Origin of the sequence: Streptomyces sp. Wb2n-11, assembly GCF_001049855.1 — a bacterium.
Classification (GTDB): domain Bacteria; phylum Actinomycetota; class Actinomycetes; order Streptomycetales; family Streptomycetaceae; genus Streptomyces; species Streptomyces altiplanensis.
Map to the genome: position 1 here is coordinate 2,637,175 of NZ_CVPB01000001.1, position 21,332 is coordinate 2,658,506.

A 21,332-nucleotide genomic window follows, 5' to 3' on the forward strand; every position below is an offset into this window, starting at 1 on the left:
CGAGGCGGAAGGGTGCGGCCCCCGAAGCCGTGAGGGGACTTCGGGGGCCGTGCCGCGGCGGGCCCGTGACCCCACAGGTCAGGGCGGATGTCAGGAAGGCCCGGCCGCGGAGCCCTGTCGTACCGGGGATCAGCCCAGGCGCTGGACCAGCGCGTGGTACTCGTCCCACAGCTCCTTCGGGGTGTGGTCGCCGAAGGTGTTGAGGTGCTCGGGGACCAGGGCGGCCTCCTCGCGCCAGACCTCCTTGTCGACGGTGAGGAGGAAGTCCAGCTCCTCCTCGGAGAGGTCCAGGCCCTTGGTGTCCAGGGAGCCCTTGGCCGGCAGGATGCCGATGGGGGTCTCGACGCCCTCGGCCCTGCCCTCCAGGCGCTCGACGATCCACTTGAGCACGCGGCTGTTCTCACCGAAGCCGGGCCACACGAACTTGCCCGCTTCGTTCTTGCGGAACCAGTTGACGTAGTAGATCTTCGGCAGCTTGGACTGGTCCTTGTCGGCGCCGACCTTGACCCAGTGGCCCATGTAGTCGCCCATGTTGTAGCCGCAGAACGGCAGCATGGCGAACGGGTCGCGGCGCAGCTCGCCGACCTTGCCCTCGGCGGCGGCGGTCTTCTCGGAGGCGACGTTCGCACCGAGGAAGACGCCGTGCTGCCAGTCGAAGGACTCGGTCACCAGCGGCACGGCGGTGGCGCGGCGGCCGCCGAAGAGGATGGCCGAGATCGGCACGCCCTTGGGGTCCTCCCACTCGGGCGCGATGATCGGGCACTGGCCGGCCGGGACGGTGAAGCGGGCGTTGGGGTGGGCGGCGGGGGTGCCGGACTCGGGGTCCAGTCGTTGCCCTTCCAGTCCGTGAGGTGCGCGGGCGCCTCCTCGGTCATGCCCTCCCACCACACGTCGCCGTCGTCGGTGAGCGCGACGTTCGTGAAGACGGAGTTGCCCCACATGGTCTTCATGGCGTTGGCGTTGGTGTGCTCGCCGGTGCCGGGCGCGACGCCGAAGAAACCGGCCTCGGGGTTGATCGCGTACAGCTGGCCGTCCTCACCGAACCGCATCCAGGCGATGTCGTCGCCGATGGTCTCGACGGTCCAGCCGGAGATCGTGGGCTCCAGCATGGCGAGGTTGGTCTTGCCGCAGGCGGACGGGAAGGCGGCGGCGATGTACTTGGGGGACTCCGCCTCGCCCTTCGGCGGGGTGAGCTTGAGGATGAGCATGTGCTCGGCCAGCCAGCCCTCGTCGCGGGCCATGACGGACGCGATGCGCAGGGCGTAGCACTTCTTGCCGAGCAGGGCGTTGCCGCCGTAGCCCGAGCCGTAGGACCAGATCTCGCGGTCCTCGGGGAAGTGCGAGATGTACTTCGTGGAGTTGCACGGCCACGGCACGTCGGCCTCGCCCTCGGCGAGCGGGGCGCCGAGGGTGTGGACGGCCTTGACGAAGAAGCCGTCGGTGCCGAGCTCGTCGAGGACGGCCTGGCCCATGCGGGTCATGGTGCGCATCGAGACGGCGACGTACGCCGAGTCGGTGATCTCCACTCCGACGGCGGACAGCGGCGAGCCGAGTGGGCCCATGCAGAACGGGACGACGTACATGGTGCGGCCGCGCATGGAGCCGCGGAAGATGCCCTTCTCACCCGCGAAGATCTCCCGCATCTCCGCGGGGGCCTTCCAGTGGTTCGTCGGGCCCGCGTCCTCCTCCTTCTCGGAGCAGATGAACGTGCGGTCCTCGACGCGGGCGACGTCGCTCGGGTCGGAGGCGGCGTAGTAGGAGTTCGGGCGCTTGACCGGGTCCAGCTTCTTGAACGTGCCCTTGGCGACGAGCTCCTCGGCGAGCCGCTCGTACTCGGCTTCCGAGCCGTCGCACCAGACGACCTGGTCCGGCTCGGTGAGGGCTGCGATCTCGTCGACCCAGGAGATCAGCTCCTGGTGGTTCGTCGGAAGGGTGGTGGGAGCCGCGTTCTCGCGCGCCACGGTTGCTCCTAAGTGAGGGTGTTTTCAGGTGTATGCCCCGTGGGGGCCGCGACCCGGATGCTTCACGACGTCGTTTCGCTGGCGCTCATCCGGTGCCGACCGCACTCATTTGATCATCGGGCCCATCCGCCCATCTGTCCAGGGGGCCGCACACGTGAGCATCGCCACTCATGGCGCCCGTACCTGGTCGTAACCTACGGTCGCGTAGGTAGGATTGTGCGTATGACCTCCGCCGAGTCCGATCAGCTCACGCATCCCGACGGTCCCGGACGAGGGCCTGTCGAGATCGACCTCCCGAGCCCGGTCAAACCGAAGCTGCGCGGCTGGCTGCACGCCGGGATGTTCCCCGCCGTCGTCGTCGCCGGCCTGGTGCTCATCGCCCTCGCCGACTCGACTCGCGCTCGCGTGGCCTGCGGGATCTACATCCTGACCGCCTGCCTGCTCTTCGGCGTCAGCGCCGTCTACCACCGCGGCACCTGGGGTCCGCGCGGCGAGGCCGTACTGCGCAGACTCGACCACGCCAACATCTTCCTGATCATCGCGGGCACCTACACGCCCCTCACGGTGCTCCTGCTGCCCGAGTCCACCGGCCGCACGCTGCTGTGGGCGGTCTGGGCGGCGGCCCTCGCGGGGATCGCCTTCCGGGTCTTCTGGGTCGGCGCCCCGCGCTGGCTCTACACCCCCTGCTACATCGCGATGGGCTGGGCCGCGGTCTTCTTCCTCCCCGACTTCCTGCGCGCGGGCGGCATCGCCGTACTGGTGCTGGTGGTCGTCGGCGGCCTCCTCTACAGCGCGGGAGGCGTGATCTACGGCCTCAAGCGCCCCAACCCGTCACCGCGGTGGTTCGGGTTCCACGAGGTGTTCCACTCGCTGACCCTGGCCGCCTTCGTGGCGCACTACATCGGCATCTCGATGGTGGCCCATTCGGCCTGACGGCCCGCGCCGTTCCCGCGGTGGCCGCGGCCTCGAAGCCGCGGCCACCCGCCATGCCACGACCGCGACCACCGCCAGCACCACCCCGAGCACCGCGGCCCCGCCGCCCAGCAGGAAACTCACGACGCACAGCGCGGCCACGACCACGGCCGACGCGTTGACGATCCCCCGCATCCCGGCTGCCCCCTTCCGCACATACGACCGAATTCACAGGCCGTACACCTACCCCACACACACCGCCACATGCGCCACCGACAGCCGGGGCGGCTCCGGGGCCGATGCCCGACAATGGCGGGCATGGCCGCCGACACCCCCCACCCCTTCGCCGACGCCGCACCGCCCCGCCCGGGTCTGCGCGAGCGCAAGAAGCTCAAGACGCGGACCGCGATCCGTACCGCGACCTACCGGCTGATCGCCGAGCAGGGGTACGAGGCCACCACTGTCGAGCAGATCGCCGAGGCCGCCGAGGTCTCCCCCTCGACCGTCTTCCGCTACTTCCCGGCCAAGGAAGACATCGTCATCACCGACGAGTACGACCCGCTCATGGAAGCGGCCCTGCGCGCCCGCCCGCCCGGCGAGCCGCTCGTCGAGTCCCTGCGGACCGTGGTGACCCAGGCCCTGCGGCACTCGCTCGACCACGAGCCCCAGGAGATGCTGCTGCGTACGAAGCTGCTGACCGAGGTACCCGCCGTACGCGCCCGGATGATGCACAGCATGTCCGCGACCGGGCGCATGCTGTGCGCGGTCGTGGCGGAGCGGACGGGGCGGCGCGCGGACGAACTCGAAGTGCGGGTCTTCTCGATGGGATTCGTCGCCGCCCTGATGGAGACGACCGTGTACTGGGCCGAGCACGGCCGGCAGGACGACCTGGCCGGCCTCGTCGACCGCACGCTGGACACCCTCGGCAACGGCTTCCGGCTGTGACGGCGGACGGACCTGCGGGACCGGCGGCCCGGACCCCTGAGGCCCGGGCCGCCCGAGACCCGGGTCACCGTAGTGTGCCGGGTCACCGGGTGCGGAAGTCCCCCTTCCCGCAGGCCCTGCCGTCCTTGTTCCGGTCCAGGCCGTGCCGGTCGCGCCGCACGTCCAGCACGCCGTACCCCTTGGACTTCAGCCACGCGCACCGGCCGGCCGCGGGCACCGTCTCCGGGAACGTCCACGGCACGCACGTGCCGACCTCGCCGTACGCGTGGTCGCAGCCGTCGTACCCCTCCGGCATCTTCACGCCCGACGTGGCTTTCGGCTTCCCGTGGTCCGCGTGCCCCGGTGCCTTCGGCGCCGCCGCCAGCTCGTCGGCGTAACGCTGCACGCGCTCCGCCGCGACCTGCCCCTGCGGACCGATCCGCACCCACTTCGACACCGAGGGCACGCCCTTGGCGTCGACGACCGACAGCATGTACCAGCCGGGCGGTGCCAGGTTGGGGTTGCTGGTGAGGGAGAGGTCGATGGTGTTCCCGTCGACCGTCATCGGGAGGTCGACCAGGCGCTGGTTCGGGTCGGACGAGTGGGTGACGGCGGCCGGGCGGACCAAGGACGCCTTGACCACCGGCTTGTCGACCGTGATGCGCTGCGCCGAGCCGTACGCCCAGTTCTGCGAGGCCACCGAAGTGATCTTCGGGCGGGCGCCCTTGAAGAAGTACGGCGGCTTGTAGAGCGAGACCCGCTGGTCGAAGGAGCCGTCGCCCGGGTTGTCACCGACGCTCAGCACCCGGCCGTCGGGCAGCAGCGTGGAGGAGGAGTGGTAGGTGCGCGGCACCGGGTCGGCGGCGAGCCCCGGTGCGAACGTGTTGGTCGCCGGGTCGTACATCGACGCCTCGAAGACCGGGTCCTCGCGGTACGTGTGCAGCGCGCCGCCCGTCTCCAGGACCTTGCCGTCGGGGAGGATCACCGCCGACAGGTAGACCTTGCCCTCGTCCCCCTTCTGGAAGGTGCCGTCCTCGTACCTGCCCTGCGGCAGGTCGGGCCCGGCGACGTACCGGGGCGAATCGGCCTTCAGGTCGATCAGGTCGACCAGGCGGTGCGCGTCCGGCGCCACGGTGTGGTTGCCGCCGCCGGCCGTGAGCACCTTCTGGTCCTGCGCCGGAGGCAGCAGCAGCGACGCCGACTGGTCGCGCTCGTCCTTCCTCCGCAGCCCCGGCACGTCGGTGATCGTGCCCTTCTCGTAGTCGTAGACCGACGCCCCGGTGCCGGGCAGGCCGGCGCCGAAGGTGTGGCTCCCGCTGTAGAAGAGCCGGCCGTCCTGGAGCAGGATCATCGCCGGGTACAGGCCCCAGAACGACCAGGCCTGCCTGGCCTCGCCCATCGGCAGCCACTTGTTCTGCGCGTAACTGAAGTGCTCGTTGACGACCGTGCCGGCCGCGTCCTCGCCCAGCCCCCCGAGCGAGATCACGTCGCCGTTGCCCATCGCGGTCGCCGACGGGTACCAGTGGCCCGCCAGCATGTCGTTGACCTTGATGTACTCGTTGACCTTCGGGTCGAAGACGTAACTGCTCCGCAGCCCCTTGTAGCCGACCGTTCCGTCCGCCGACGCGTAGTCCTTGTTCCCGCCGACCACCAGCACCCGCCCGTCGGGCAGCTGGACGTGTCCGGCGCAGAAGAAGTCCTCGGGCGTCGGGATGTCCGTGTACCTGCCGGTCACCGGGTCGAGGAGCGAGGACTTGAAGGTGCCCGCGGCGAAGGCGTCACGGTCGTTGCCGGAGCCCGCGATCAGCAGCACCTTCCCGGTGTGCAGCAGTACGGAGTGGATGGCGCGCACCGGCGAGGGCGCGGTCTGCACGGTCCACTCGCCCCGGCACTCCGGGCCCTTGCCCTCACAGGGGTCGACGGGTGGCTCGGGCACGACGGTCGCGTCGGCCATCGCGTAGTCGTCGGTGGTGAGCGAGCCGACGCCGTAGAGGGCCGCGCCCCAGGTGATCCGGTCGGTGTTCGCGGGAACGACCGGGGTGCGGACCTCGGTGCGGGCGTACTCCGCGCTCTGCGGCAGGGTGTTGAGGTCGGCCCAGAAGACCCAGCCCGCCGTCGTGTCGTGCCGGAAGAGCGTCATCGCCACGTCGGGCGATGTCGACTTGTACCAGAGGGACAGGTCGTACTGGTGGCCCTCGGTGACCTTCGGCGCGCACTCGTTCTCCAGCATCATCACCTTGCGGTCGCCGTCGGTGCGGCGGGTGAGGTCGATGCGCAGGGCGCGGTCTCCGGCGTGCGCGTCGTCCGTCACCGTGTACGTGAAGTCGTTGTCGCCCCAGCCGGACTTCTCGAAGCACTCGGGGAACGCGCCCTGCGCGTCGAGTGCTTCCAGGCCGGGGTTGGAGATCAGGTTGGGCGCCGCGCTGGCGGGCGGAGCGTCGAGCGGCGCGAGCCCGGTCCCCGCCACGAGCAGTGCGAGCGCGGTGAGGAACAGGCGCGCGGTGCCGCGCCCGGACCGTCGGCCGGTGTTCCTTCTGGACGGGGACCTGTACGGGGTCATCCCTCCCCCTTCTCGGACGTGTCTGCAGTGCCGGCCTTGCCGGCGACCTGGAGGATGTCGATCCGGCCGTCCCCCTCCCCGAAGCTCGCGATCGGCTCGCTGTGCCGGAACAGGTCGCGCAGCGTGGGCAGATTGCTCTGTTCGCCGCGCAGGGCGGGCGTGGACACGACGAAGTCGATGTCCCTCCAGCCGCGCGGCAGGGTCTTGGCGACGGCGGGGTCCTGGTCGAGCTTGTAGTGCCAGATGGCACCGGTGCCCGGCCGGTATCCGGCCTCGACGGCGTCCAGCCACAGCACGCCGTCGGTGACGACGCGGGTACGTCCGCGGTCGGCGACCGGCACCTCGCGCAGCCAGCGGGAGGCCGCGTGGTAGACGCCGTTGTCGTCGCCGAGCACGGTGGCGCGGTCCTCGCGGTACCAGTGCGGGCCCACGAAGACGGCGGTGACCGTCAGGGCGGCGACGGCCGCGGCCGGGCGCAGGGTGAAGTGGCGGGCCGGGACCAGGGCGATCACGGCGCACCCGAGCCCGGTCACGGTGAGCGCGAGGAAGGGCAGCAGCTGGGCGACGTACATCTGCGGCAGGTAGCCGCCGGGGCGCAGCGCGACCAGGGCCAGCACCAGGACGGCGAGGGCGACGGGCCGCAGGCGGCGTACGGCGAGGGCGGCCACCGCCGCCGCGCAGCCGGCGGCCGGCAGGTACGGGTCGCGTGAGAACCAGTCCAGGACCAGGGTGTTGGCGTCGGTGCCGGCCTCGAAGACGGAACCGCTGCCCTCGCGCCCGCCGAGCTGGAACCTGAGGGTGCCGAGGAGCGAGACATGGCCGGCGCCCGGCACCAGCTCGCCCTTGAGCGTCGCGTACAGCGGATAGAACAGGCCGGTGAGGACCAGGCCGGAGCCGAAGCCCGCGAAGGAGAACTTCCGGGTCCTGGGGTGGCTGCCCTGCCAGAGCGCCACCAGGACGACGGGCAGCAGGACCGCGATCGTCTCCTTGGAGAGGACCGCGAGGGCGAAGGCGCTGCCGGCGGCGATGTGGTGCCACAGGTGACGGCGCGGGGAGAGCGCGAGCGCGAAGGCGGCCAGCGCCCAGACCACGGCGAAGTTGTCGAGGTAGATCTGCCGGTGCAGGGCCACGGCGAGCGGCGACAGCCCGTACAGCAGCACGGCGAACGCGGCGGCGGGGCGGCCGAGGCCGATGCGGCGGCCGACGGTGAAGACGAGGACGGCGCCGACGGCGACGACGGGCAGCATGGCGATCCGGCCCTGTACGAACGTCGGCAGGTCGGGGAAGAGCCAGGCGGGCAGCCAGGAGAGGCCCGCGAGCTGGATCCAGCCGAACGGCGGGTGGTCGTACCAGTAGGTGTAGTGGGCGAGGTCGCCGTTGCGCACGGCCCATGCCTGGGCCAGATAAGTGCCCTCGTCGTCATTGGGGAAGGGGAAATCGCCGATGTTCCACGCACGTACGGAAACGACCACAATCAACAGCGGGGCCACCCAGAGGAAATCTCTGAGGAATGTGGCACTGCCCGGCGGCTGCGGAGTTTCCCCGGATGCGGGCGTGGCGTGGCGAGTTCGCAATAACGGACTGTCCTGGGTATTGGCACGCAGCACAGCATTGCTCATGCAGATCCCCCCACCCCCGAAGGCCCCCCTGGCCTGCGGCTGCCCAAGGTCCGACCCCCCGGACCCGGGCATGCCGCAGCAGCATGGCACACACTGGGCACGCCGCATAAGAAGAATCTTAGATTCCGGTTGTGGTGGCGCCGCACCGCCCGTGCGTCGTTGCCGCACAAAACAATGACCTGCTAGCTTCCCGGCCGGAGAGAGAAAACAGAAGACCGAGGAAGACCTGAGGAAGTCCTAGGGGGGAATTCATGGTCTCCGCCGTCCTTTTGCTGGACTCGTTCGTACTCATGGCCACCGCCGGCGTCACACTCTGGTGGATGGTCCACGCCTGGCGTACGCCGGAGACACTGGAATCCACGGCCTTCGCCGAACCCGACGGACACCACGGGGTGTCCTTCTCGCTGCTCGTCCCGGCCCGGCACGAGGAAGCCGTGCTGCGGCACACCGTCGAACAGATGCTGAAGATCGACCACCCCGGCTTCGAGATCGTGCTGATCGTCGGCCACGACGACCCCGGCACCGCGGCCATCGCGCACCAGCTCGCCGCCGAACACCCGCACATGGTCCAGACCGTCGTGGACCACCACGAGGCCAAGAACAAACCGCGCGCCCTCAACACCGCGCTGCCGTACGCCAGGGGCGAGGTCGTCGGCGTCTTCGACGCGGAGGACATCGTCCACCCCGAGCTGCTCAGCCACGTCGACTTCGCCTTCCGCCGCGACGACGCGGACGTGGTGCAGGGCGGCGTACAGCTCGTCAACTTCGACACCAGCTGGTACAGCCTGCGCAACTGCCTGGAGTACTTCTTCTGGTTCCGCAGCCGGCTGCACCTGCACGCCCGCAAGGGCTTCATCCCGCTCGGCGGCAACACCGTCTTCGTCCGGGCGGCGCTGCTGCGCGAGACCGGCGGCTGGGACGGCGACTGCCTCGCCGAGGACTGCGACCTGGGCGTACGGCTGTCCTCACGCGGCGCCAGGGTCGTCGTCGCCTACCACGCCGCGCTCGTCACCCGCGAGGAGACACCCGACACGCTCCTCGCGCTCTACAAGCAGCGCACCCGCTGGAACCAGGGCTTCCTGCAAGTCCTCAGGAAGGGCGAATGGCGGCGCCTCCCGGGCCGGCGCCAGCGCCTCCTCGCCCGCTACACCCTCTCCACGCCCTTCCTCCAGGCCGCCACCGGCGTCATGATCCCGCTGGGCCTGCTGCTGGCCTGGCTCGGCGGCGTGTCCCTGCCCGTCGCGCTCATCGCGTGGTTGCCGATGGTCCCGATGGCCGCGATGGCGGTCTTCGAAGCCGTCGCGCTGCACGACTTCGGGCGCGAGTACGGCTTCCGGATCGGCCCGTGGCAGTACGTGAAACTGACGGTCGGCGGCCCGGTGTACGCCGTCGTGCTCGCCGCGGCCGCGGTACGCGCCGTCTGGCGCGAGTACACCGGACGCAGGGACTGGGAACTGACCTCGCACATCGGCGCACACCTGGAACCCCAGCGGGAGGCGCGGTGACGGGGGACCCTGCCCAGCCGTTCGACCTGTCCGTCGTCGTACCCACCTTCAACGAGGCCGGCAACATCCGGGAACTGCTGCGCAGGATCGGTGCGGCCGTCACCACGGCCGGCCTCACCGCCGAGGTGATCTTCGCCGACGACTCGACGGACCACACCTGCCAGGTCGTCGAGGACGCCGCCCGGTCCAGCCCGCTGCCCGTCGTCCTGCACCACCGGGCCGTGGCGACGGGCGGCCTCGGCGGGGCGGTCGTCGAGGGCATCGCCCGCTCCACCGCCCCCTGGATCGTCGTCATCGACGCCGACCTCCAGCACCCGCCGGAGCTCGTGCCGGAGCTGGTCGCACGGGGCGCGTCGGCCGGCGCGGAACTGGTCGTCGCCAGCCGGTACGTGGCGGGCGGCAGCCGGGCCGGACTCGCGGACGGCTACCGGGTGCTGGTGTCCGGCGCGTCGACCGCCCTCACCAAGTCCCTCTTCCCGCAGGCGCTGCGCGGTCTGACGGACCCGATGAGCGGCTTCTTCGCGATCCGCCGGGAGGCGGTGGACCGGGCCGCCACCGGGGAGGCCGGCCTCCAGCCCCTCGGCTACAAGATCCTCCTCGAACTGGCGGTACGGTGCCGCCCGCGCCGGATCGCCGAAGTGCCGTACGCCTTCGGGGAGCGGCACGCGGGCGAGTCCAAGTCGACGGTGCGGGAGGGCCTGCGCTTCCTGCGCCACCTGGTGACGCTGCGCACCGCGGATCCGCGGGCGCGGGCCGCGGTCTTCGGCCTGATCGGCCTGTCCGGGTTCGTACCGAACCTGGCTCTGCTGTGGCTGCTCGACGGGCCGGGCGGCCTGCACTACGCCCCGGCCGAGATCATCGCCAACCAGGCGGGCCTCCTCTGGAACTTCGTCCTGGTGGACTCGCTGCTCTACCGCCTGCGGCGGAGCCACCGGCGCAGGTCGGTGCGGCTGCTCACGTTCGCGGCAGTGGGAAACGCCGACCTCGTCGCCCGCCTGCCGCTGGCGGCGCTGATCATCGCCTGGGGCGGCCTCGCGCCCGTCCCCGCCACGGCGATCAGCATGGCGGTGGTCTTCGCGGGCCGCTTCCTGCTGGTGGACCGCTGGCTCTACCGCCGGACACGGACCCGCCGGGCCCCGGCCCCGGTCCCGGTCCCGGCCGAGACCCCGCTCCCGGACCCGGCGGGCGGCTGACGCGCGGCGGGGCGGGCGGGGCTTTCCCCTGCCCGCCCCTTCCAGGACCGGAGCGACTCCCCGACCCCGGAGGACGGAACAGCTCCCAGACCTCCCAGACCTCGCAGAACGGGAGCGGCCTCCAGACCCCGCAGGACGGGAGCGGCCCCAGACCCCGGACGCCCTCCGGGCATGCCCCCCACCACCGGACGGGCCGGATTTCACTGCGCCGGCCTCTCGGAGCGCGGCGGCCCGAGCCGGGCAAACCCCGGCTCGGGCGAGCTCACCCCGGCCGCTTCCGGGCCCATCCGGCGTCCGAGGACCTGGGCCCGGGGCGGAACCGCACGCTGTCACAGCGGGAAGGGGCAGGGGGAAGCTCCGCGCGGCAAGGCACCGGCGGCGGGCTAGCGGGAAGCCTCGCCCATCCGCTCCCGCAGCTCCCCCGGATCCGAGGTCGGCGCATCGCACACGAAGTGCCGGCACACATACGCGCCGGGCCCCCGGTCCGCCAGCAGCGGGAACTCGTCGCTGCCCACTTCACCCGCCGCCACCACCGCCCCCGGTGCCCCGCTCAGCAGCGCGACCCGGTGCAGTTCCTTCGTCAGCGGGTCGTCGCCCGCGCCCACCACCGCCACCTCGCGCGGCCCGTCCAGCGCCGCCTCGGCCACCGCGAGGCCCCACCCGATGAACCGCGGCGCACGCGGCCCGAGCGTCTTCACGACGCCGAGCGCCCGCTCCGCGGCGCTGCGGTGCGCCTCGGACCCCGTGTGCGCGGCGTACGCCAGCAGCGCGCCCGCCGCGGCCGTCCACCCGGAAGGCGTCGCGTTGTCCGTCGGGTCCTGCGGGCGCCGGATCAGCTTCTCCGCGTCGTGAGCCGTGTCGTACAGCGTCCCGCCCTCCCCCACGAACTGGTCGAGGACGATGTCCAGCAGGAACCCGGAGAACTCCAGCCACACCCCCTCGCCCGACACCGCCGCCAGCGCGAGGAACCCCTCCGCCACGTCCGCGTAGTCCTCCAGCACACCGGCGTTCGGGCCCACGCGCCCGTCCTTGGACGTACGGGCCAGCCGGGCCCCCTCGTCCATGTGCACCCGCACCAGCAGATCGGCGGCCTCGGTCGCCCGCTCGATCAGGTCCGGCCGGTCGAAGTACGCCCCGGTCTCGGCCAGCGCGGCGATCGCGAGCCCGTTCCACGCGGCCACGATCTTGTCGTCCCGCCCGGGCCGCTCCCGCTTCCCGCGCGCCGCGAGCAGCCGCGCCCGGACATCGGCCACCCGCGCCGCGTCGGCCGCCTCCTCCCCCACGGGAAGCCGGAGCACCGACGCCCCCTCCTCGAACGTCCCCTCCTCCGTCACCCCGAAGAGCCGCGCGGCGAACTGCGCGTCCTGCTCCCCGAGCACCTCACGCAACTGCTCCGGCGTCCATACGTAGTACGCGCCCTCGACGTGCCTGCCCGTGCCGTCGTCGCTGTCCGCATCCAGCGCGGACGCGAATCCGCCTTCCTGCGTACGGAGTTCACTCACCAGGAAGTCCGCGGTCTCCAACGCCACCCGCCGCGCCAGGTCCGATCCGGTGGCCCGCCACAGATGGGCGTAGACCCGGCACAGCAGCGCGTTGTCGTACAGCATCTTCTCGAAGTGCGGCACGACCCATTCGCGGTCGACCGAATAGCGGGCGAAGCCGCCGGCGAGCTGGTCGTACATCCCGCCGCGCGCCATCGCCTCGCAGGTGTCGGCGGCCATCTGGAGGGCCCCCTCGGACCCGGTACGCGCGTGATGCCGCAGCAGGAACTCCAGCACCATGGACGGCGGGAACTTCGGCGCCCCGCCGAATCCGGCGTGCGTGGCGTCGTAGTCGCGCGTCAGCGCGAGCAGCGCCTGCGCGAGCTCCTCCTCCCCGGGCAGCTCGGGCGCCCCGTACGCGAGCGAGCGCCCGCTCAGGTCCCGCACGATCTTCCCGGCGACCTCGTCGACCTCTTCCCGCCGACCGGTCCAGGCGGCGCTGACGCCCTCCAGCACCTGTCGGAAGGAGGGCATGCCGTGGCGGGGCTCGGGCGGGAAGTACGTGCCGAAGTAGAAGGGCTCGGCGTCGGCGGTCAGGAAGACGGTCATGGGCCACCCGCCCTGCCCGGTGGCGGCCTGCACGGCCTCCATGTACACGGCGTCCACATCCGGCCGCTCCTCACGGTCGACCTTGACGTTGACGAAGTGCTCGTTGAGGTAGGCGGCGGTCGGCTCATCCTCGAAGGATTCATGCGCCATGACATGGCACCAGTGACAACTGCTGTACCCCACGCTGAGCAGCACCGGAACTTCCCGCCTTCGCGCCTCCTCGAAGGCCTCGGGCGACCACGGCCACCAGTCGACCGGGTTGTCTGCGTGCTGGAGGAGGTAGGGGGACGTCTCGTGCGCCAGTCGGTTCGGCATACCTCCATCCTGCATGACCCCCGCCTGATCCCCCTGATCTCTCGCGCTGGCGCGCGCCGGGCAGGACGCTTGACGCGCAATCGTTGCTCTCGGCGGGGGACGCACATGCGGGAGAGCCACCGGGCCGAGGCCGAGCGGCTGTTGGTGCGGGCCGTCGAGGAACAGGCGCGGCGGTCGGGCGGCCGCGTCGACGGCCAGGCGCTGCTGGCGCGCGGGCTGGCCGCGCTGGATTCGATGGCGGCCGGCGCGGGCGAGGAGTACGCCGTGTACGTCAAGGCGCAGGCCGGGCGGCAGTCGCCGGCGGAGCGGTTCGGCAGTACGGATCTTTCGACTCCGGCACTGATCACGGCAGTCGCCGCCGTCGCCGCCTTCGGCGCGGACCTTTCGCTCGGTACGCACAACCGGCCCGCCCAGGCGCTGGAGCTGTGCGACGGGGCGATCCGCCTCTTCGTGTCGTACGCCGACCGTCGCGGTGCGGACTGGGCGCGCTTCCTGCGCTGCACGCTGCTGCCGTTCGGATCGCCGGGCGGCTCGGAGGTCGGCACGGCGGTGGCCCAGGAGGAGCTCTCCCAGCCGGTCCGGGCGGGGCATCCGTCGCGCGACGGCAGGCTGGAGGACTGCGCGGAGGCGTACGGGCTGGTGCTGGAGCGGGGTGTGGACCTGGCGGGGGGGCCGGCAGGCGTGGCGCCTGGGCATGGTGCCGAACCGGCACGCGCGCGAGGTGATGGGGGTGCCGGTGGACGGGGCGCGGGGCTGAGTCCTTCCGGGACCGGGGTCGTGCCCCGGGCCCAGGTCCGCAGGCGCCGGGCGGGCTGGAAAATCCAGCCCGCCCGGCGCCTGAGGGCAGGGCCCGCAGGGTCTCCCCCGCCCTACGCGTCCTTGGGCCGGTCCCCCGCGGGGCCGTCCTCCGGGGCCGGGGCCTGGGCCGGCGCGGAGGGGGCCGGGGCCTGGGCGGAAACCTTCTCCCGCTCCGCCGCCGGATCCGGCGCCTCCTCGAAGTCGACCCTGCCCATGTGGCGGTTCATCGACTTCATCAGCATCCACACACCGACGGCCAGCGCCGCGAACACCAGGAACCCCAGAACACCCGGGGTCACCTTGTTCTTGTCGAACTTGTCCGCGGCCAGCGGCACGAACTGCGTCATTGCCAGGGTTACGTTCACATCAGACATTGTCGCGGATGCCCGCAAACAGGTCGCTCTCGGGGAGGGACGTATCGACGAGCGACTTGGCGAGCTCGTACTCCTCCGTCGGCCAGACCTCCCGCTGGATGTCCATCGGGACGCGGAACCAGCCGCCGTCGGGGTCGATCTGCGTGGCGTGCGCGATCAGTGCCTTGTCGCGGATCTCGAAGAACTCCGCGCACGGAACGAACGTGGTCAGCGTGCGCTCGGCGCGCTGGAACTCCTTCCAGCGCTCCAGCCAGTCACCGTACGGCGACTCCATGCCGCGCTCGATCAGCGCCTCGTGGAGCGCGACGGTGCGCGGCCGGTTGAAGCCCTGGTTGTAGTAGAGCTTCTGCGGCTGGTGGGCCGGGCCGAACTCCGCCTCCGGGAACTTCTCGGTGTCCGCGGCCCCCTCGAACGCCACCATCGTGATCTTGTGGGTCATGATGTGGTCGGGGTGCGGGTAGCCGCCGTTCTCGTCGTACGTCGTGATGACCTGCGGACGGAACGAGCGGATCGACCTCACCAGCCGGCCCGCCGCCGCGTCGACGTCCTCCAGCGCGAAGCAGCCCTGCGGCAGCGGCGGCAGCGGGTCGCCCTCCGGGAGGCCGGAGTCGACGAAGCCCAGCCACTCCTGGCGGACGCCGAGGATCTCACGGGCCTCGTCCATCTCCTTCCTGCGGACCTCGTGGATGTTCTCCTCGATGTACTTGTCGCCCTGGAGCTTCGGATTGAGGATGGAGCCGCGCTCGCCTCCCGTGCAGGTCACGACCAGCACGTCCACCCCCTCGGACACATACTTGGCCATGGTCGCCGCACCCTTGCTCGACTCGTCGTCGGGGTGGGCGTGAACGGCCATCAGTCGCAGCTGCTCAGTCAAGACTCGATCCTCAGTGATTCGGCGCGATAAGCGGCTTCTATAGTGACCGAATCGAGGGGCGGAAAATTCCGGAGTCCCCGACCCAGGAGGAACGATCATGGCCACGGTGCGCGACGGTGAGGTCAGCGGTTCCGCCGCCCGGCTTCCCGAAGGCCGTTACGGCCGCTCGGCGGACGAGCACGCGGACCGCAAGCTCAAGATCGTGGGCGCCGTGCTGGGCGCCGCGCTCGTGGCGATGGTCGGCTGGTTCGGCTACGACTACGTCGCGGGCCAGAGGATCAGCGCCGAGATGATCAAGTTCGACACCGTCTCGGACTCCGAGGTCAAGGTCCATCTCGAAGTGCGCAAGAAGGCGGACGCGGCCGGCACCTGCACGCTGCGCTCCCTCGCGGAGGACGGCACCGAAGTGGGTCGCAGGGACGTCCGCATCGACGCGTCGGGCGCCGGGCGCACCGACGAGATCTACACGGTGCGTACGACGTCCAGGGCGACGAGCACCGAGCTGACAGGCTGCGTCGCAGACGGTGGTTCCTCGGGCTGACCTGCCCCGACGCGCGTCCGGCCGTTTCTTCCTCCCTCTTTTCCGCCTGAATTGTTAGGCTCGTGGTTTCGCCCGCCCGTGGAGGCACATCCTTCTGGGTAGGGCGATGCTTGCTTTGTATTCCCAGTACCGACGAGGAGCACCTGTGACCCAGACCAGCGAAAGCGTCACCTGGCTGACCCAGGAGGCGTACGACCAGCTCAAGGCCGAGCTGGAGTACCTGTCGGGTCCCGCACGCACGGAGATCGCCGGCAAGATCGCGGCTGCCCGCGAGGAGGGGGACCTGCGGGAGAACGGCGGGTACCACGCGGCCAAGGAGGAGCAGGGCAAGCAGGAGCTCCGTGTGCGCCAGCTGACCCAGCTCCTGGAGAACGCGAAGGTCGGCGAGGCCCCCGCGGCCAGCGGTGTCGTGGCCCCCGGCATGGTCGTCAAGATCGCCTTCGACGGCGACGAGGACGACACGATGACGTTCCTGCTCGCGTCCCGCGAGTACGCGAGCTCCGACATCGAGACCTACTCGCCGCAGTCCCCCCTGGGCACCGGCGTGATGGGCAAGAAGGTCGGCGAGGACGCGCAGTACGAGCTGCCGAACGGCAAGAAGGCTTCGGTGAAGATCCTCGAAGCCACGCCGTACCGGGGCTGAGCCGGACAGACAGCCGGACAGACACGGGAGGGCCCCCGGCCGCTTCACGGCCGGGGGCCCTCCCGTGCGTACCGCCGCCCGTCAGACCGCCGCCGAGCGGTACTTGCGTACCGCCAGCGTCCTGAACACCACGATGATCAGGACGGACCAGATCAGCGAGGCCCAGACCGGGTGCTGCATGGGCCAGGCATCGGACTGGACGACGCCCGGGTTGCCGAAGAGCTCGCGGCAGGCCTGCACCGTGGCGCTGAAGGGGTTCCACTCGGCGACCGGGCGGATCCAGGAGGCCATCATCGTCGGGTCCACGAACGCGTTCGAGACGAACGTGACGGGGAAGAGCCAGATCAGGCCGCCCGAGGTGGCCGCTTCCGGGGTACGGACCGAGAGGCCGATCAGCGCGCCGATCCAGGAGAACGCGTACCCCAGGAGGAGCAGCAGGGCGAACGCGCCGAGCGCCTTGGGGATGCCCTCGTGGACACGCCAGCCCACCAGCAGGCCGACGACGGCGAGGACCACGACCGTCAGCGCCGTCTGCACGAGGTCGGCGAGGGTGCGGCCGGTGAGGACCGCGCCGCGCGCCATGGGCAGGGAGCGGAAGCGGTCGACGAGGCCCTTGTGCATGTCGTCGGCGATGCCCGCGCCCGCGCCGGCCGTGGCGAAGGTGACGGTCTGGGCGAAGATGCCCGCCATCAGGAACTCGCGGTACCTGGCGGGGTCGAGGCTGCCGCCGATGCTCATGGAGCCGCCGAAGACGTAGCTGAACAGCACGACGAACATCACGGGCTGGATCAGCCCGAAGATGACCATTTCCGGGATCCGCGCCATCCGGATCAGGTTCCGCTTGGCGATGACGAGCGAGTCGGTGACCGACTGGGAGAGGCCGCCGCGCGGCTGCGGGGCCCGGGTGCCGGGTGCGGTGTCCGTTACGGCGCTCACTTGGCGGCCTCCGCTTCTTCCTCCGCGACCTCGGCCGCGTGACCGGTGAGCGAGATGAAGACGTCGTCGAGGGTGGGCCTGCGCAGCCCGATGTCGTCGATCTCGACCCCGCGGACGTCCAGCTCGCGGATGACCTCGGCGAGCAGCTTGGCGCCGCCGGTGACGGGGACGGTGATCCTGCGGGTGTGGCGCTCGGTCTTGCTCGTCCCCTTGCCGAAGGTGCGCAGTACCTCGTCGGCGGTGGCGAGGTACCCGGGGTCGTGCACGACGACCTCGATGCGCTCTCCGCCCGTTCGGGCCTTGAGCTGGTCGGAGGTGCCGCGCTCGATGACCCGGCCGCGGTCGATGACGCAGATGTCGTGGGCCAGGTGGTCGGCCTCCTCCAGGTACTGGGTGGTGAGCAGCAGTGTCGTACCGCCCGCGACCAGTTCCTGGATGACCTCCCACAGCTGCTGGCGGTTGCGCGGGTCGAGTCCGGTGGTCGGCTCGTCCATGAACATCACGGGCGGGGAGACGACCAGCGCGGCCGCGAGGTCGAGGCGGCGGCGCATGCCGCCGGAGTAGGTCTTGGCCGTGCGGTCGGCGGCGTCGGCGAGGTGGAAGCGCTCCAGCAGCTCGACCGCGCGGGCCTTCGCGTCCCTCGCGGACATCTGGTAGAGCCTGCCGACCATCTGGAGGTTCTCGCGCCCGGTGAGGTATTCGTCGACGGCGGCGAACTGGCCGGACAGTCCGATGGAGCGGCGCACTGCGTTGGGGTGCTTGAGGACGTCGATGCCCGCGACGACCGCCGTGCCGCTGTCGGGCCGGAGCAGGGTGGTCAGGACGCGTACGGCGGTGGTCTTGCCGGCGCCGTTGGGGCCGAGGAGGCCCAGGACCGTGCCTTCCGGCACGTCGAGGTCGACACCGTCGAGGGCCTTTACGTCGCCGAAGGTCTTCACCAGGCCTTCGGCGTAGATGGCGCCTGGCATAAGGGTTCCCCCATGGTCTTGGGTGTTTCCTGCGCGAATCCTAGGTTCGGCGCACTTTTCCCGCGCGACGGGACAGTGACGCACGGCACACCATAACGCGATACATCGCGTCGGGGGAGGGGTTTCGCACAGCCCTTACGCCTCGTACGGCCCTACGGCCCTACGGCCCTACGGCAGAACCGTGTACCCCGCCTCCCGCAGCACCGCCCCGACCTCCGCGCAGTGCTCGGGGCCCTTCGTCTCCAGGTGCAGCTCCACCTCGGCCTCCGTGAGCCCGAGCCGCGGATCGGTCCGTACGTGCCCCACGTCCAGGACGTTGACGTCCACCACCGACAGCGCCCCCAGGAGCGTGGCCAGGGCCCCCGGCCGGTCCGTCAGACGCAGTCGCAGCGACAGGTACCGGCCCGCCGCCGCCATGCCGTGCCGCAGGATGCGCTGCATCACCAGCGGATCGACGTTGCCGCCCGACAGCACCGCGACCACCGGCCCCTCGAACGTCTCCGGCTTGCTCAGCAGCGCCGCGACCGGACTCGCCCCGGCCGGCTCGACGACCATCTTGGCCCGCTCCAGGCACAGCAGCAGCGCGCTCGACAGCTCGTCCTCGGAGACCGTGACCAGGCCGTCCAGCAGTTGGCTGATGACCGCGAACGGCACGTCGCCGGGCCGCCCCACCTTGATGCCGTCCGCCATCGTCTGCGCCGTCTCGACCGACACCGGCCGCCCGGCCGCCAGCGACGGCGGGTAGCACGCCGCGTTCTGCGCCTGCACGCCGATGATCCGCACGTCCGGGCGCAGCGCCTTGACCGCGATCGCGATGCCCGCGGCCAGCCCGCCGCCGCCCACACCGACGACGATCGTCCGCACCTCGGGGCACTGCTCCAGGATCTCCAGGCCCAGCGTGCCCTGCCCGGCGACGATGTCGGGGTGGTCGAAGGGGTGGATGAAGACCGCGCCCGTCTCGTCGGCGTAGTCCTGCGCGGCGGCCAGCGTCTCGTCGACCACCTGGCCGTGCAGCCGCACGTCGGCGCCGTAGTCGCGGGTCGCCGCGACCTTCGGCAGGGGCGCCCCGACCGGCATGAAGACCGTGGACCGTACACCGAGGAGGGAGGAGGCGAGGGCGACGCCCTGCGCGTGGTTGCCCGCGCTGGCGGCGACCACTCCCGCCGCGCGCTGCTCCGGGGACAGCCCGGCGATCCGCACGTACGCGCCGCGCAGCTTGAACGAACCGGTCCGCTGGAGGTTCTCGCACTTCAGGTGGACCGGGGAGCCGACCAGGTGCGACAGGTACCGGCTGCCCTCCATCGCCGTGGCCCGCGTCACGCCGGAGAGCATCTTCTGCGCCCCGCGGATGTCGTCGAGGAGGAGGGTGCGCAAGGGGTCGGGCGTGCTGAAGCTCATGACGGCAAGTCTTGCAGCTCACCCGTCGCGGGACGGTCCGGGCCCGGGGCCCGCCACCGTTTCCCGCAGCGCCGGTACGCGTGCGCCGCCACCCGCGTACTCTGTCCCCCACCACACCGACCACCGCACGAAGAGAGCCCCCAGCCATGCCCACTTCCCAGGACATGACGACTGATCCGGACACCGGCCTCCTCGATGCCCTCCAGCACCAGGTGGCCGTCTTCGCCCGCCGCGCCGAGCAGACCAGGCTCGGCGGAGTGGGCCAGGTCCGCAACTCCATGGACCGCGCGGCCTACCTGCTGCTCAACCGGCTCGACCAGGAAGGGCCGATGGGCGTCAAGGCGCTGGCCGCGGGCATGGGGATCGACTCCTCGACCGTGACCAGGCAGGTCGCGCCGCTCGTCGACACGGGCCTGGTCAAGCGCACGTCGCACCCGGAGGACGGCCGGGCGGTCGTGCTCCAGCTGTCACCGCGCGGCCAGGCGCGGCTCGACGAGGTGCGCTCGTCGCGGCGCGAACTGATGGCACAGGTGACCGAGGGCTGGAGCCAGGAGGAGCGCGACTCCTTCTGCACGCTTCTCACGCGCTTCAACTCCGCGCTGTCCGCGCGCCAGAGCGCGGCGGGGGCGGAAGCCGTCCCCGGGAGCGGCATCGAGGCCGGACCCGAGACCGGGTCCGAGGTGCCTCCGGCCTCTTGACCCCGGGCCTGCCCCTGCCCTGATATGAGGGCGTGCGAGAGCGGCAGGCGGTCCGGCATCGCCGCGGGGCCCGTGAGTTCGAGGCGTTCGTCGCGGGCGCGGCAGGACGGCTGCTGCATGCCGCGACGCTGCTGACGGCCGAGCCCGCGGACGACAACCCGCGCGCCCGGCGGCTGCTGACGGCCGCGCTCTCCCGTACGTACGCGGACTGGCAACGGCTGCGCGGCGAGGACCCGTACGAGCGCACCCGCCAGGAACTCACGGCCCGTTTCGCGCGCACCGCCTGGCACCACCGCAGGTCCCGCACCGGGGGCGGGGTCCTGGAGCGGCTGACCCCGCGGGAGCGGCTGGTCCTGGTCCTGCGCCTGTACGAGGGCGTCGCCGAGGAGCAGGCCGCGGCGCAGATCGGCCTCCCCCCGGAGCGGGTCCGGGCGATCTGCACGCGCGCGGTGGCGGCGATGCGCAGCCGGCCGCCCGCCCCGGCCGGGCCGGCACCGAAGGCGGCGGCGCCGTGAGCTTCCCCGACCGCAAGCAGGACGAGGTGCGGCGGATGCTGGAGGGCGCGCACCCACCGGTCCCGGCGGACCTGGGCCGGCGCGCCGCCGAGCGCGGGGCCCGGCTGCTGCGCCGGCGGGTGCTCGTCCGGCGACTGCTGTGGGTGCTGGTGGCGCTGGCGGTGGCGGCGTTCACGGTGTGGGCGGCGCTGGAACAGCCCTGGACGGCACCGCCGTCGGAGGTCGCACCGCCGCTGGAGGACTGGTGAGCCCCGGATCTACGCTGGAGAGAACCGCGCGGAACGAGCCGAGGAGGTCACCGTGGCCAGAAAGGTCGCCGACTGCCGGAAGACACCCAGCGTCATGAACTGCACACTCAGAATCGCCGGTGAGGAAGAGGAAGTCGTACGGGCCGCCGCCGAACACGCGGTGTCCGTCCACGAACACCAGGACACCCCGGAACTGCGCCGGATGGTCCGGGAGTCCCTGGAGGACGAGCAGCCCGGCATCTGAACCACCACCGCCCCCG

General features: G+C 71.5%; 18 protein-coding genes and 2 pseudogenes. 11 read left to right on the forward strand and 9 right to left on the reverse strand.

Translation table 11 applies throughout. The annotated features are described in order from the left end of the window. Window positions 1–129: 129 nt before the first annotated feature. Window positions 130–1,961 (reverse strand): annotated as a pseudogene (locus tag BN1555_RS11670) (phosphoenolpyruvate carboxykinase (GTP)). A gap of 222 nt (window positions 1,962–2,183) precedes the next feature. On the opposite strand from BN1555_RS11670, the gene BN1555_RS11675 reads away from it, so the two are divergent. Together BN1555_RS11675 and BN1555_RS11680 are read left to right on the forward strand one after the other, a co-directional pair. Further along, a complete protein-coding gene (locus tag BN1555_RS11675) occupies window positions 2,184–2,894 on the forward strand; it encodes a PAQR family membrane homeostasis protein TrhA (RefSeq protein WP_093799331.1) in 711 nt (236 codons plus the stop codon). 288 nt (window positions 2,895–3,182) lie between these two features. Then, window positions 3,183–3,818 (forward strand): TetR/AcrR family transcriptional regulator, encoded by a 636-nt coding sequence (locus tag BN1555_RS11680; RefSeq protein WP_093799332.1) that lies wholly within the window; start codon window positions 3,183–3,185, stop codon window positions 3,816–3,818. Window positions 3,819–3,900: 82 nt separating this feature from the next. On the opposite strand, the gene BN1555_RS11685 is transcribed toward BN1555_RS11680, so the two are convergent. Together BN1555_RS11685 and BN1555_RS11690 are read right to left on the reverse strand one after the other, a co-directional pair. Beyond that, window positions 3,901–6,357, reverse strand: coding sequence for a galactose oxidase early set domain-containing protein (locus BN1555_RS11685; RefSeq protein WP_093799333.1), 2,457 nt, complete (start codon window positions 6,355–6,357; stop codon window positions 3,901–3,903). After that, a complete protein-coding gene (locus BN1555_RS11690; RefSeq protein ID WP_176710024.1) occupies window positions 6,354–7,847 on the reverse strand; it encodes an ArnT family glycosyltransferase in 1,494 nt (497 codons plus the stop codon). The genes BN1555_RS11685 and BN1555_RS11690 overlap by 4 nt, the downstream gene beginning before the upstream one ends. 380 nt (window positions 7,848–8,227) lie before the next feature. Here BN1555_RS11690 and BN1555_RS11695 point away from each other — a divergent pair, with 380 nt between their 5' ends. Next, on the forward strand, window positions 8,228–9,481 hold the full coding sequence (locus BN1555_RS11695) for a glycosyltransferase (RefSeq protein ID WP_093799335.1): 1,254 nt from the start codon (window positions 8,228–8,230) through the stop codon (window positions 9,479–9,481). Further along, the gene (locus BN1555_RS11700) at window positions 9,478–10,674 is read left to right on the forward strand and encodes a glycosyltransferase family 2 protein (RefSeq protein ID WP_255306003.1); all 1,197 of its coding nucleotides are present in this window, start codon (window positions 9,478–9,480) and stop codon (window positions 10,672–10,674) included. The genes BN1555_RS11695 and BN1555_RS11700 overlap by 4 nt, the downstream gene beginning before the upstream one ends. A 383-nt stretch (window positions 10,675–11,057) precedes the next feature. On the opposite strand, the gene BN1555_RS11705 is transcribed toward BN1555_RS11700, so the two are convergent. Further along, window positions 11,058–13,079: a thioredoxin domain-containing protein gene (locus tag BN1555_RS11705; protein ID WP_093799336.1), complete on the reverse strand. Its 2,022-nt coding sequence runs from the start codon at window positions 13,077–13,079 to the stop codon at window positions 11,058–11,060. Window positions 13,080–13,490: 411 nt separating this feature from the next. Between BN1555_RS11705 and BN1555_RS40270 the strand changes: the two are divergent. After that, window positions 13,491–13,836 (forward strand): annotated as a pseudogene (locus BN1555_RS40270) (hypothetical protein); the annotation flags it as partial. 112 nt (window positions 13,837–13,948) lie between these two features. Here the strand turns inward: BN1555_RS40270 and BN1555_RS40275 are convergent. Both BN1555_RS40275 and mca read right to left on the reverse strand, forming a co-directional pair. After that, entirely contained in the window at window positions 13,949–14,251 is a 303-nt protein-coding gene (locus tag BN1555_RS40275; protein ID WP_255306004.1) for a hypothetical protein, read from the reverse strand. Further along, entirely contained in the window at window positions 14,244–15,125 is an 882-nt protein-coding gene (gene mca / locus BN1555_RS11720) for a mycothiol conjugate amidase Mca (protein WP_093799337.1), read from the reverse strand. The genes BN1555_RS40275 and mca overlap by 8 nt, the downstream gene beginning before the upstream one ends. A gap of 97 nt (window positions 15,126–15,222) precedes the next feature. Between mca and BN1555_RS11725 the strand changes: the two genes are divergently transcribed. Both BN1555_RS11725 and greA read left to right on the forward strand, forming a co-directional pair. Further along, window positions 15,223–15,666: a DUF4307 domain-containing protein gene (locus BN1555_RS11725; RefSeq protein ID WP_093799338.1), complete on the forward strand. Its 444-nt coding sequence runs from the start codon at window positions 15,223–15,225 to the stop codon at window positions 15,664–15,666. A 145-nt stretch (window positions 15,667–15,811) separates the two neighbouring features. Beyond that, window positions 15,812–16,309 carry a transcription elongation factor GreA gene (gene greA / locus BN1555_RS11730; RefSeq protein WP_093799339.1) on the forward strand — a complete coding sequence of 166 codons (498 nt, stop codon included), beginning with the start codon at window positions 15,812–15,814 and terminating at the stop codon, window positions 16,307–16,309. Window positions 16,310–16,390: 81 nt separating this feature from the next. Here the strand turns inward: greA and BN1555_RS11735 are convergent, their stop codons facing one another. The 3 genes from BN1555_RS11735 to ilvA form a co-directional block, all read right to left on the reverse strand. After that, window positions 16,391–17,245 (reverse strand): ABC transporter permease, encoded by an 855-nt coding sequence (locus BN1555_RS11735; RefSeq protein WP_093799340.1) that lies wholly within the window; start codon window positions 17,243–17,245, stop codon window positions 16,391–16,393. Next, window positions 17,242–18,213, reverse strand: coding sequence for an ATP-binding cassette domain-containing protein (locus BN1555_RS11740; protein WP_093799341.1), 972 nt, complete (start codon window positions 18,211–18,213; stop codon window positions 17,242–17,244). The genes BN1555_RS11735 and BN1555_RS11740 overlap by 4 nt, the downstream gene beginning before the upstream one ends. A 168-nt stretch (window positions 18,214–18,381) precedes the next feature. Beyond that, a complete protein-coding gene (gene ilvA / locus BN1555_RS11745) occupies window positions 18,382–19,611 on the reverse strand; it encodes a threonine ammonia-lyase (protein WP_093799342.1) in 1,230 nt (409 codons plus the stop codon). Between the two features lie 146 nt (window positions 19,612–19,757). Between ilvA and BN1555_RS11750 the strand changes: the two genes are divergently transcribed. Genes BN1555_RS11750 through BN1555_RS11765 form a run of 4 tightly spaced genes read left to right on the forward strand, consistent with a single transcriptional unit; the run spans window position 19,758 to window position 21,316 of the window. Beyond that, on the forward strand, window positions 19,758–20,309 hold the full coding sequence (locus tag BN1555_RS11750) for a MarR family winged helix-turn-helix transcriptional regulator (protein WP_255306005.1): 552 nt from the start codon (window positions 19,758–19,760) through the stop codon (window positions 20,307–20,309). A gap of 32 nt (window positions 20,310–20,341) precedes the next feature. Beyond that, the gene (locus BN1555_RS11755; RefSeq protein WP_093799343.1) at window positions 20,342–20,824 is read left to right on the forward strand and encodes a sigma factor-like helix-turn-helix DNA-binding protein; all 483 of its coding nucleotides are present in this window, start codon (window positions 20,342–20,344) and stop codon (window positions 20,822–20,824) included. Then, window positions 20,821–21,072: a hypothetical protein gene (locus BN1555_RS11760; protein ID WP_093799344.1), complete on the forward strand. Its 252-nt coding sequence runs from the start codon at window positions 20,821–20,823 to the stop codon at window positions 21,070–21,072. Before BN1555_RS11755 ends, BN1555_RS11760 begins: the two co-directional genes overlap by 4 nt. Before the next feature lie 52 nt (window positions 21,073–21,124). Next, complete coding sequence (locus BN1555_RS11765) at window positions 21,125–21,316, forward strand: DUF1059 domain-containing protein (RefSeq protein ID WP_093799345.1); 192 nt, start codon at window positions 21,125–21,127, stop codon at window positions 21,314–21,316. Window positions 21,317–21,332 lie beyond the last annotated feature (16 nt).